Annotated in this window: 11 protein-coding genes; 7 read left to right on the top strand and 4 right to left on the bottom strand. The window is 50.2% G+C overall.

The window, feature by feature from the left end; translation table 11 throughout:
* Positions 1-75 precede the first annotated feature (75 nt).
* The 3 genes from ABWW03_RS06710 (at position 76) to ABWW03_RS06700 (ending at position 2,817) form a co-directional block, all read left to right on the top strand.
* On the top strand, positions 76-1,800 hold the full coding sequence (locus tag ABWW03_RS06710) for an amidohydrolase (protein WP_353407224.1): 1,725 nt from the start codon (positions 76-78) through the stop codon (positions 1,798-1,800).
* Between the two features lie 90 nt (positions 1,801-1,890).
* Positions 1,891-2,394, top strand: coding sequence for a metal-dependent hydrolase (locus ABWW03_RS06705; RefSeq protein ID WP_353407223.1), 504 nt, complete (start codon positions 1,891-1,893; stop codon positions 2,392-2,394).
* Between the two features lie 84 nt (positions 2,395-2,478).
* Positions 2,479-2,817 (top strand): zinc ribbon domain-containing protein YjdM, encoded by a 339-nt coding sequence (locus ABWW03_RS06700; RefSeq protein WP_353407221.1) that lies wholly within the window; start codon positions 2,479-2,481, stop codon positions 2,815-2,817.
* A 43-nt stretch (positions 2,818-2,860) separates the two neighbouring features.
* Here ABWW03_RS06700 and ABWW03_RS06695 read toward each other — a convergent pair whose 3' ends face one another.
* A complete protein-coding gene (locus ABWW03_RS06695; RefSeq protein ID WP_353407220.1) occupies positions 2,861-4,906 on the bottom strand; it encodes a TonB-dependent receptor in 2,046 nt (681 codons plus the stop codon).
* Between the two features lie 114 nt (positions 4,907-5,020).
* On the opposite strand from ABWW03_RS06695, the gene ABWW03_RS06690 reads away from it, so the two are divergent.
* The 4 genes from ABWW03_RS06690 (at position 5,021) to ABWW03_RS06675 (ending at position 7,442) form a co-directional block, all read left to right on the top strand.
* A complete protein-coding gene (locus tag ABWW03_RS06690) occupies positions 5,021-5,470 on the top strand; it encodes a BlaI/MecI/CopY family transcriptional regulator (RefSeq protein ID WP_353407219.1) in 450 nt (149 codons plus the stop codon).
* Positions 5,463-6,422 (top strand): hypothetical protein, encoded by a 960-nt coding sequence (locus ABWW03_RS06685; protein ID WP_353407217.1) that lies wholly within the window; start codon positions 5,463-5,465, stop codon positions 6,420-6,422. Before ABWW03_RS06690 ends, ABWW03_RS06685 begins: the two co-directional genes overlap by 8 nt.
* Before the next feature lie 161 nt (positions 6,423-6,583).
* Positions 6,584-6,961 carry an MAPEG family protein gene (locus ABWW03_RS06680; protein WP_353407580.1) on the top strand — a complete coding sequence of 126 codons (378 nt, stop codon included), beginning with the start codon at positions 6,584-6,586 and terminating at the stop codon, positions 6,959-6,961.
* Positions 6,962-7,019: 58 nt separating this feature from the next.
* Positions 7,020-7,442 (top strand): VOC family protein, encoded by a 423-nt coding sequence (locus ABWW03_RS06675; protein ID WP_353407216.1) that lies wholly within the window; start codon positions 7,020-7,022, stop codon positions 7,440-7,442.
* A gap of 46 nt (positions 7,443-7,488) precedes the next feature.
* Here the strand turns inward: ABWW03_RS06675 and ABWW03_RS06670 are convergent, their stop codons facing one another.
* The 3 genes from ABWW03_RS06670 to ABWW03_RS06660 all read right to left on the bottom strand — a co-directional run bounded on the left by ABWW03_RS06670 (position 7,489) and on the right by ABWW03_RS06660 (position 12,001).
* On the bottom strand, positions 7,489-8,406 hold the full coding sequence (locus ABWW03_RS06670; RefSeq protein WP_353407214.1) for a DMT family transporter: 918 nt from the start codon (positions 8,404-8,406) through the stop codon (positions 7,489-7,491).
* Between the two features lie 270 nt (positions 8,407-8,676).
* Complete coding sequence (locus tag ABWW03_RS06665; RefSeq protein WP_353407212.1) at positions 8,677-9,849, bottom strand: saccharopine dehydrogenase family protein; 1,173 nt, start codon at positions 9,847-9,849, stop codon at positions 8,677-8,679.
* A 244-nt stretch (positions 9,850-10,093) separates the two neighbouring features.
* Entirely contained in the window at positions 10,094-12,001 is a 1,908-nt protein-coding gene (locus ABWW03_RS06660; protein ID WP_353407210.1) for a cation:proton antiporter, read from the bottom strand.
* Positions 12,002-12,076 lie beyond the last annotated feature (75 nt).

Raw genomic sequence — 12,076 nt, 5'->3', positions numbered from 1 at the left:
AAAAATGATTGCAGCGCCAGCATCTGTCACCTATTCTTTAGCCTGAAAAAAACAAGTAGAATAAGGGCCAAAGCCATGTCGTCTGTTCGCTGCAAGCCATCTCGATCTCTTTCTTCACTCTCCTTTTGTTTATTAGGTGCTGCGTTTATTAGTGCCAACCTTCACGCCGATACTCTGTACTATAACGGCCCCATCCTGAGCATGGTCGACAGCGCACCTTTTCTGGATGCCGTCTTAGTTCGCGGCGATAAAATCCAACAAACGGGACGCTTGGCAGAATTGGAAATCAACTGCCAACAACCCTGTGAAAAAAGAGATCTCAATGGCCGCAGTCTCCTTCCAGGGTTTATTGATGCCCACGGCCACTACACGATGACACTGGATTTTCTGGCCTATCGCAATGTCGCCTCTCCACCCGTTGGTCCGGTAAAAACGATGGACGATTTAATTGCCCAGATGGGTCAGCAAAAACAGAGCAGCAGCCCAGGCGGTGGGAAACATTGGATTTTGGGAGCGGGATATGACGACTCCCTGCTGGCTGAAAAACGGCACCCTACCCGGCACGATCTGGATAAAGTCAGTACCGACATTCCCGTGTTTGTTCGTCACGTGTCTGGCCATTTGGGTGCCTGCAATACCTTGTGTCTTGAAATGGCAGGCATCACCGCTGACAGTGACAACCCTGAAGGGGGTGTGTTCCGCCGCGAAGAAGGCAGCACACAACCTAATGGGGTATTGGAAGAAAACGCAATGGCCGCGATTCACTCTATTTTTCCTCAGCAAGGTTTGGAAGAGCAATTGAATCGTTTGCCAGAGTTAAATCGCTATTACGCTCAATACGGCATCACCACCGTACAAGATGGCGCGACATCCAATGCTGGAATGGCTTTACTCAAAGAAGCCGCGGATAAACAGCTTTTGGATTTGGACGTTATCGCCTACCCCTACACTGCCTGGACCGATCTCAATCAATACGCACCTGAATCCGGCCTCGACAAACCTTATTCGCATCATTTCCGCAACGCCGGCATCAAGCTCGTGCTGGACGGCTCTCCACAGGGAAAAACGGCTTGGCTGTCTGCTCCCTATCATCACCCACCTCACGGACAGGGCGAAGAGTATCAGGGGTACCCCATACTTAGCGATGAACAACTCGAAGAGAAGCTCAAAGAGTATTTTCAAAAAGGCTGGCAGGTTTTAGCGCACTGTAATGGTGACGCTGCCGCTGAACAGCTGATTCAAGTCATGGGCAAGCTGAAGAAAGCCGGCATCCACCAAGACCGTACGGTGATGATTCACGCTCAAACCGTCCGCGATGATCAGCTTAAGCGCATGAAAGAGCTGGGCATTATTCCCTCGTTCTTTGTCGCACACACATTCTTTTGGGGTGATTGGCATCGAGATTCTGTTCTCGGCCTCGAACGTGCCCAACGTATCAGCCCATTAGTCAGCGCCAAAAAAGAAGGTCTTAAATACACGATCCACAACGACACACCTATCGTCCCACCCAACATGCCACTGCTCTTATGGACGGCAGCCAATCGTGAAACTCGCAGCGGCCAGCCCCTGGGCAAACCACAACGCGCGAGCGTAAAAGATGCACTCAAGGCCATCACCATCAATGCGGCCTACCAACACTATGAGGAAGATCGCAAAGGCAGCATCGAGCCAGGTAAATTGGCTGATTTGGTTATCTTAGAGCGCAACCCCTTAATGATCCCGCCACAACAATTGAAAAATATTCGCGTGCTGGAAACCATCAAGGGAGGCAAGACGGTGTATAAAGCGCAAACACTGTAACGGTGTTTAAGCAAGCAATGCTAAGCCTCACTCAGACTTGGCCTGCTGGGGAGTCCTGTAATACGCGCCAGTATCAAATAAGGTAAACCAATGCCATTTACCCCTCTCCATATGGGCCCGGGAATTGTTATCAAAGCGCTGCTGCAGGGCAGCTTCAGCCTGATGGTGTTTGGCTGGTCACAAATCGTCATGGATATCCAACCACTTTTGGTGTTAATCACGGGAGAAGGACACCTCCATGGTTTCTCTCACAGCTATGCGGGAGCAAGTTTGCTCGCTGTATTTTCTGCGCTAAGCGGCAAATATCTTTCTGAGGTCGGTCTCTACCTATTGGAAATGAACCCTAACTGGACGGTCAACATTTCTTGGTGGGTGGCGCTGCTGTCCGCCTTTGTCGGCTCCTACAGTCATGTCCTTATCGATAGCCTCATGCACAGTGATATGGAACCCTTCTTTCCATTTAACGCTGAAAATGAACTGCTGGGTGTAGTATCCGTAGAGCTGCTGCACAAGCTCTGCCTTTACAGTGCCTTGGCGGGTGGCGGGTTATACTATGCGATCCGTTGGGTAATGGAACGTCATCGAGGGCAGTAAATCAAATGCCATGTAGACAACATTTGCTTCATGACGTTGATGCCGTAATATACACGCGAATTTATCGTGAGAAAGTCAAAAACCATGTCCCAACCCCCCTGCCCCAAATGCCACTCTGAGTACGTTTATCAAGATCAGGATAGTCTGATCTGTCCAGAATGTGCCTACGAATGGAATCCCTCAGAAGAATCGTCAAACGATGACATTGTCACGGTAAAAGATGTCAATGGCACCTTGCTGCAGGCTGGTGATAAGGTAACTTTCATCAAAGATCTGAAAGTAAAGGGCAGTTCTCAGGTCCTCAAAATCGGCACCAAAGCACTCATACGACGCGTTGTCGATGCCAAAGACCACCAACTTGACTGCAAGATCAGTGGAGCCAGTGACATGATGGTAACGGCAAAGTTTGTAAAAAAAGCCTGATCGAATTCGACCAGGCTTTACGCAATCAATTTATCTGGACAGATTAATAGCGGTATTCCAACGACACTCTCACGGTACGCGGTTCAATTACGTGATAGTGAATATCTTCAACGCCACCCGCCTCTCCACGCAAACGGGATTCATAATAGTAATCCACGTCATGGGCATCGCTGTCGCTGAGATTGAGAACATCGGTGTATACCGACCAATGTCCGCTTCGATAACCTGCTCTCAGATTCCAGATCGTACTGTCGTCAGAAGTAACGGAGCCATCTTCAATCAGTGGTCTCTCACCAAAATGACGCAGGCGCAAACTGCCAAACCAACCGTTCGCAAAATCAGCACTGATACCCGCTTGCAATACCTGCTCAATAGCACCGGGAATATCATTGCCCTCTGGCGCAGAATCACTGAATTCCGCATCAGTGTAGGCGTATTCCAGATCGGCGCTCCAATGCTCGTTAAAATGATAATAAGCCGTCAACTCAATACCCTGTCGTTCTGATGCGCGACTCGCTTCAGTATTACCCGCATCACCAACAAACAACAATTCACTGTCCAACTCCAATGACCACAGGGCAATGGAAGCATTCAAACGCTCATGGAAAAATGCGCGCACACCCGCCTCATAACCAAAAGAGCGTACTAATGGGTCAACGGTATTTACCGAGTCTCCACTGTCTGGATCGATGCGAATTGTTGCTCCCCGTACATCATTGGAATGCAGCCCCTGGCCCGCAGAGGCATAAACTTCCCATTCATCAGATACGCTGTAAATAATGCTGCCTTTGAGAGAAACAATATCGTCGTCGCCCTGGCCACTGTTCACACGAAGATCAACGCCGCTCTGATTCACACCTGCCCGATCGTTCACCTCAAAATCCAGATAATTGTAACGAACCCCTAAAACTGTGCGTAACTGCTCGGACCAGGCTATCCGGTTTTCCCAGTAGAGTCCCACGCTCATCTCTTCGACCTGATCGCTGCGTTTCACGCCCAACCGTTGACGCGCCTGTGTTTGATAAAGCCCAACTTCATCAATGTCATCCACACGGACATCGGCGCCAAAACGGTTACTGACCGCATGCCCCGCCCAACGGGTTTGTTGCAGATAATTCAGTTGACCACCGTACACTCGGCGGTCATCAAGTTGCTCAAACTGATCACCGTCATTGTCGTCATCAAGATAGTACGTAAAATTGGACCACAAACTCAGATCGTATTGAATGAGGTACGCTGAGGCATGCCAGGCGTCTTGCTGCCAGTCGACATTCACACTGTAGCGACTCGACTCACCACCCAGACTGTCATCAATCACCCCGAGCTCACTGATCACCCCCTGCGCTACCGCGCGAGAAGGAATTTGGTCTGCGCTATTCCATTGATTGTCGTAAGCCATGAACGCAACGCTCAAGCGCCCCGTCCCTAAAGGTTGGGTGTGCTTCAGCAATACATTGGTTTTCTCCAGATCTTCCTGAATACCCGACCAGGGACCGTCATAGCGACTGCCTTCCAGCGCCATAACCGTTTCACCACCCGCCAACTCGAATCCATTCAGCAGTAATAGGCGTTGATAGCCATCTTTGCCGGCTGCCAAACCAATTCTGCCGCCATCAAGCGTGCTCAGTGTCTTTATGTGGGCACTGCCCGCGCCACTGAAGTCACCTACATCGGCATAATACGCCCCTTTTTTATAGGCAACGCTGGCAATCGTTTCCGGGATAATAAAATTCAAATCAGTATAGCCCTGGCCGTGACCATGGCTGCGCATGTTGACCGGCATGCCATCAACAACATTTGCGAAGTCTGTGCCGTGATCAAGATTGAAGCCTCTGAGAAAATACTGATTGGCTTTGCCGGTACCGCTGTGCTGAGTGACCACCATTCCCGGAACCAGCTCCAGAACCTCACCGGTGCGAAGTAAGGGGCGCAAAGCAATTTCTTTCGCACCAATTACACCTTCCGATGCAGATATCGCCTTACCAAGCAGGTTGGATTGTCGTCCCTCCACGACCACGGTTTCGATAGTGTCCGCTTGGGCCAAAGCGAGCTGACTTAACGGTAAAAAAAGGGAAAATATGCGCTTCATCGTTTATCTGCTTCAATACTGTTGCTAGACTACGGCCCGCTTACACTGAAACGGACGGTTTGGATTGGAAGGCATTGTCTACCCGTAAGCGAAAACCGATAAGGGATCGACTTTATGAAGACCATCGGCTTAGGGCTGGAGCAGCTCTTGGGTCAAAAACAGCTGAAAAAGCCGGCTCCCAATCTTGGTGAACGCGAGCTGGAGGTGATGAAAATTCTTTGGGACCAGGAAGTCTTGTCCGCCCGTGATGTGTTGACTCTCTGTGGGGAAAGTTCACTTAGCTTAAGTACGGTGCAAAGCACGTTGGAACGCTTACATCGAAAAGAACTGATCTCCAGGCAGAAACAAGGACGCCACTATGTCTATCGCGCCATTGTGAGCCGCAGCACCATCATTGGTCAGCTGCTTGGTGACATTGCCGATCAATTCAGCGAAGGCGACATCGCTCCAATGATTTCGGGTTTTGTTTCCTATGTTGACCAGGAAAGTGCACGACAAAACAAAAGCCTGTTACCCGACCCGATCTTGAAAAGCCTGCAAGCGGCCGAAGATGGCCATGACTAATTCGCTCATCACTTTCGCCTACTATCTGTTGGGCTGGGTTCTCCTAAGCATCGTTTTATCCTGGGTTTCAGCGGCACTTTACCCCTTGTTTTCCCGCCAACTCAACCAGTGCAGCCCTCAAAGGGCAACGAACTACACCTTTTTCTTTAGCTTGCTCCCCCCACTCGCCGCAAGCTTGAGCATTCTGATTCTGGCCAGCCCAGAACTCGCCTTCCCTCTGGTGGCAAGCCATTGCCATAATGAATCCTGCGCCCCTCATACCGTGCACATTGAAATGAGTACTCTATTGAGCAGTTCCAGCCTTGCATTGGGTGCGGCGGCGATTCTCGTACTCTGCATCAGTATGCTGTGGCAAATCAGGGGTAATCATCGCTACGAGCGCATGCTGCAACAACTGTCTGAGACGGACACATTAGGCTATCGCTGGTTCGACAGTCAAAGGCCTATTGCGCGGTGCATTGGCCTGTTTAAACCTCAAGTGTATTTCTCTACCGGCTTACTGCGCGTGATGACAGAGGAACAACAAGAACTTGTTCTGGCTCAAAACCTGGTTCGGGCGGCACGCCATGAAAATCTGAGTTATTGGCTACTCAAATGGGCCAGCATCGCCTGGCCAAACGCTCTCAAGCACCGTATTCGACGAGACTTTTTACAACACAGTGCATGTGCATGCGACATCAGCGCCTTCAAGATGTTGGCAGACAAAACCAACAAGCGTGATTTTGTTAAAACATTGGAGAGCATTTATGCGAAACAATACAATCCCAAGCAACAACCCTGGCGGGAACGCTTGGATATTTTTCAACACGCGGTAGACACAACATCGCAGGACAAACTTGGCGGCATCTGGACAGCACTCTCAATGACCATCAAACTGACTGCGTACACGACGTTGCTTGTCATCGCAGCGGTATACCTCGGGCACCCGGTGTTAGAAGTGTTTTCTCGTTGAAGCCAACGTTCCCGGCAGCCAAGAAAACTAAAAACCATCAGGGCTCGTACGAACTCTCATAGGCTCGATGTTTACACCGGCCGCTATGTCGACGCATTGCAAAGTGAATGTATTGCCCCTTGGAGGAATAAGCATTGACCGATAACCCTCTTATACTCCCGATGTTCTCGCACATTGCACTGTGTGCCTTTCTCTATGTATTGCTTACGATCGCCCGAGCCCCCAAAGTCTGGGGTTTATGGCAAATGAATGACGGCTCAAACCCGTGGCATGCATGTGAAACCCGGATTACCAATAACCTCAAAAACCAATTTGAGTGGCCCCTTTTTTTCTACATAGCCTGTGTGCTGCTGCTCGCTGAAGGAGACGCGGTAAGCCAACTACAATGCTATTTAGCCTGGGCTTTTGTTGCTGGCCGCGTGCTTCACAGTATTATTCAGATTGGCACCCGCAATATTCGATTGCGTGGCATTGTGTTTACGATTAACTTTTTAGCCGTTTTAGCAATGTGGACAGACATGGTGTATCAGACGCTCTAGCCCAAAACCGGCCCTTCAAACTGACCCCGCCGCAATGAAAAACGGAAGAACACAAGCTATGAAACAAGCCATCGTTCATATCGCCCTGGTGGTTCGCGACTACGACGAAGCCATCGAATTTTACGTCAACACCTTAAAGTTTGAACTGATCGAAGATACCTATCAACCAGAGCAGGACAAACGTTGGGTGGTCATTTCCCCACCGGGCTCACAGGGCGTAACGCTACTGCTGGCCAAAGCCTCTAAACCGGAACAAGAGCCATTCATAGGCAATCAAGCGGGAGGGCGAGTATTCCTGTTTTTGAATACGGATGACTTTTGGCGGGATTATGAGCGAATGGTCTCGGCAGGCGTCCAGTTTGTCAGGCCACCCAAACAACAAAGTTACGGAATGGTCGCCGTTTTTGAAGACTTGTATGGAAACCGTTGGGATTTACTCCAGTTAAATCCCAACCATCCCATGACTCTGCGTTCAAAGTGAAGCCGATGACGGCACACTGAAAACGCAAGCCATGACGCAGACGAATCTACGCCAGCACTCGTCTGCTGTTGAACCAACGCCTCAGTTTATTCGATTGAGTCACCAAGCCGACCCCAACAACCGTTACGGCCACCGCGACACCATGCATCGCCGTGAATGGTTGATTCAGTACCCAGGCGGCCATCATCAGCGTCATCATGGGGCCCAGCATACCGGCTACACTGCCTTTTTGAGCACCAGCAAGAGCAATTCCCCGGTTTAATACAAACGAAGCGAATACGGTCAACACAATAGACAAAAAGGCGCCATAGGCCCAAATATCCAAACCAATACCCGATATATTAAAGCCATTCATAGCCACGAAATGACTGGGAATCGTGAGTCCTGTAACACCCATTGCAACCGCCGTGAAAAAGTCGCTGCTGAACTGGCGCCCATACTTCTGGCTTGCCAACACATAATAAGCGGTCAGAACTGCCGCCAGGAAAACGGCCACTACGGCAAGCAATGAGGTGCTTTGATACAGCTGCACATCTTGACGAAAAAACAACAGCACTCCCAAATAGGCGACCGCCAGTCCCAACCACTGGAGACGATGAATCGAATGCCCAAGAAAAGCCTGGATGAGCACAACCATAATCGGATAGCTGAAAAGGACAATCCGTTCCAGGCCAGCGGTCAAAAACTGCAGCGCCCACATGTCCAGATAACTTGCGATGTGGTAACAGGCAAATCCCGGCAAGGCCATTAACACCAATGCATGAAACGGCGGCTTATGCTCAAGTTTTTTCCAGGCCCACAAGCCAGCAAGACAATAGAATGGCAACGCAATCAGCATGCGAATCAACATCAGTTGGTCCACGGATGCACCAGCATTGAATGCCCACTGTATTAAAATTGATTTACTGGAAAACAGCGTCGTGCCTAAGCAGACGAGCATGATGCCTTTGGTATTTTCGTTCACGGATTGGGCTCCTGATTTATATTCCGGCTTTGGGTTGAGCTGCGGAATAAACCAGGACAGGGAAACAAGCCGCGGAATATTCCGCAGCTGTGTAGACAATAGCTACCCGCTGCGGACCTTAATCCACAGTAGGTTTAGATAAGCGAAAGCGTATACAGCGATCATAATAAAGGGCTCATGTCTGATTGTTGACGAGTATACGTCATCGTGTTGAAAAAGCGAGCCCATTCAGAAACCGTTTAACGCAGCTAAAATTGTCCAGCCGAGCGTTTACTCAAGCGCGAAGGTCAAACCCGCATTGGCCTGCAAACGTTCAATCAATAAGCCGCCCATTGCCGATGCAGGCGTCCAAACACCACCACTGGCCGCTTCCGGGTTCTTCAGGAGACATACGGCACTTTCGGCAATCATCTTACAGGTAGAACCGTAGCCTGGATCCTTGTCGCCTTTAACACTGGCCACTAAGGAATCGCCTGAGCCATTGCTGCCGACAAACATCACATCGTAGAAACCATTTTCCCGTTCTTCTTTACTCGGACCCTCGCCTGGCTTTTTAGGATCATTGGCCATGGACTTATCTTCAGCAATCGCCTTAGCCATCGCTTCACCGTTATCACCCGGTCCGGTAAGCATCATTTCATCGTAGCTGAAATCTTCACCGTATTGGTGCCCCATCAGAAAATTGGAGCGGTGAATGTTTTTGGTATTGATGGTTGCCATCACAAAGGGAGCGGACCAACTCTTCAAATCATCTTCGTAAATCGGCGTCAGACCACTGGGTTGCTCCGGGCCATTAAAACTGCCGGTCAGCGCAAAAGGATTCATCAAAACATTCACGAGTTCAGGATCTTTAGCCGCAGCCGCCATCGTGGCTTTAAAACTGGCAAGCGTTCCGCCCGAGAATGTGCCATTCATGGCACGTACCCGCCCTTTAATTCTAGGTAAGGGGGCGGAAAACTTTTCCTGTGCGGCCTGTTGCAAAAAGTGAACGCCCAAATCGAATGGTACAGAATCAAAACCACAGGAAAAGACAATGCGAGCGCCGCTGGCTTTAGCGGCCTCCTGATGGGCGCCAATCATCTCGTGCATCCAAGCAGGTTCTCCACAGAGATCAACATAGTCGGTACCCGCTTCTGCACAGGCTTTAACCAAGTCATTGCCATACAACTGATACGGGCCTACGGTCGTCAGCACTACCTGAGCGCGCGATGCCAAGGCCTGAATGCTTTCTGGGTTGCTGGCATCGGCAACCAACATTGGGATGTTACTGGGAATACCCATTTCATCTCTTACGGCCGCCAACTTCTCTTCACTGCGGCCAGCCATCGCCCACACAACATCACCGTTCACGCCATACTGCTGATTTAAATATTCACATACCAGGCGCCCGGTGTAACCTGTCGCACCGTAGACCACAATTCCAAACTCTCTATTTCCAGCCATAGCTGCCCTCTCCTGTCGTGCTCAATAAACATCGAATGCCTGCCGCAACGTGAATAACCACACAAAAACTGGCAGGAATGCACTCGTCATTTCTTCATCATAGGGGAAATAACAGTGCTTTATAATGGCGACTAATGACAGATAACAGCGAGGACTGCCAAGATGACCCGAACTATTTCTGGCGTTTATTTTGCACTATAAACCAACCGACAGTGGGCCACCTGGCGAGACGCTCAGTGGCTGTTCACGAGGGCTCTGGATCCAACCCCGGTAAGCTGGGCTGATCCACATCACCATTCTTTTTGTTTTGCTTTTTCTTCTTTTTCTCGAGCTGCTTTTCCTGTTTTTTCACAGCTTCCTGAGCATCAGCCTCGGCCAGTGCAAGAATGGTTGAGCCCGGTTCCGGCTGCGTGTCGTCTCCCACCAGAACAGGTTGCGCCTTACCTTTCGAAGAAATGATGAATAACGGAATACGCTTACCCTGATAATCGGATTGGTACATTTCCCAACTGTATTCCTCGGTGATATTCGTGCTTTTGATTTCACCGCCCTTGTTCATCTTAGTCGCCAGGTCGTAGTAGCTGATGTCTTCGGCAAACAATTTATGCCCCTGATAACTGTCGGCAAACTGATGCTTATCAAAGCTATTCATGTCGCGGACGGACATCAAACTGTAAATGCGATCGCTGCCAAAATCCGCGCGAAAATGCACCGCTGAAATAGCGTTTAAATGTTGCTGCCTGGAAATGGCAAGCAAGCTTCCCATGCCACTTAAATCCAGATACGTTTCGGCGTGGTCTGAAACCGGGTTACCATAAAAAGTATCCAGCCCGTCCATGCGCGCCTGGCGAATATCATTCCAGTTGGAATCCACCAATAGACAAGGCAAATCGTGGCGCTGAAACTCTTTGGCCAGTGCTCGTGAAAAGGCATTGGCACCTACCACGAGAAACCCTCTCGGCGTTGGTTCCGCAACCCCCAACCAACGAGCCAAAAGGCGTGAAGTGCTGCTTTGCAATACCACGGTGCCAATGATCATGAAAAAGGTCATGGGCACTAGCAACGCGGCCTCCTCAAAACCGGCGGCCAATAGACGATCGGCAAAAATCGCCGAAATAGCTGCCGCCACAATCCCCCTTGGCGCAATCCAGGCGAGCAAACCGCGTTCTGGCCAACTGACATCCAGCCCCCAGGTACTCACCAGAATTTTCAGTGGTCGAGCCACAAACTGCAGCACCAGCAATAGCGTCAGGGCTGGCCAAAAAATATCTGCCAGTTGTTGAAGATCGATCCGCGCGGCCAGGAGAATAAACAGCATGGAAATCAGCAGCAAACTGAGGTGTTCTTTAAAATTCAGAATCGGATGAATATCCAGATCCGACTTGTTGGCCAACCACATTCCCATCACGGTAACCGCGATTAAACCGGACTCATGCACCAGAGCATTCGAACCACTGAACGCAATCAATACCAAACTCAAGGTGGCAATGTTCTGCAGGTATTCCGGTATCAGGTTTTTGCTGAGCAACAAACCGAGAATAATCCCGGCAGCCACCCCAATAGCGGTACCCGCCCCAACGGCTTCCAGGAACAAGAGGAACACATGGCTGGCGGGCAGATTGTTCACACTTGCGAGAATAAACTCAAAGGTAATAACAGCCATCAATGCCCCAACGGGATCAATCGCAATACCTTCCCAGCGCAGAATGTTGGCAATTTTGGCGGTGGGACGCACAGCTCGCAGCATGGGTACAATCACTGTTGGACCGGTGACAATCACAATGGCCCCGAAGAGCGCACTCACCTGCCAACTGAAATTGAAAATCATATGAGTGGCGATAGCCACAACCACCCAAGTCACCAAGGCCCCTACAGTAATCATACGTCGTACGACCCTATCCACGCCTTGGATTTCTTTCAGATTCAGCGTCAGGCTACCTTCGAACAGGATAATGGCGACCGACATCGACACCATCGGCATCAGTAAATCCCCTAACATAGCATCCGGGTTCACCCACCCCGTCACCGGCCCCGCGATCAAACCGCTCAACAGCAGAAATAAAATGGCGGGCAGTTTCACCCTCCAGGCCAACCACTGGCACAGCATGGCAACGACAAGGACTAGGGCAACGACGAGTTCCAGATGAGGCATCAGGCTTCCTTATTGTGATTTTCCTGCAAGCATAGCAGTTTACCTCATCCATGCTGAACATAGGGTGAGCTGTTA

Source organism: Pseudoteredinibacter isoporae, assembly GCF_040372805.1.
In the GTDB taxonomy this organism is placed as follows: Bacteria; Pseudomonadota; Gammaproteobacteria; order Pseudomonadales; family Cellvibrionaceae; genus Pseudoteredinibacter; species Pseudoteredinibacter isoporae_A.
This window is presented reverse-complemented; position numbering and strand designations above follow the sequence as displayed.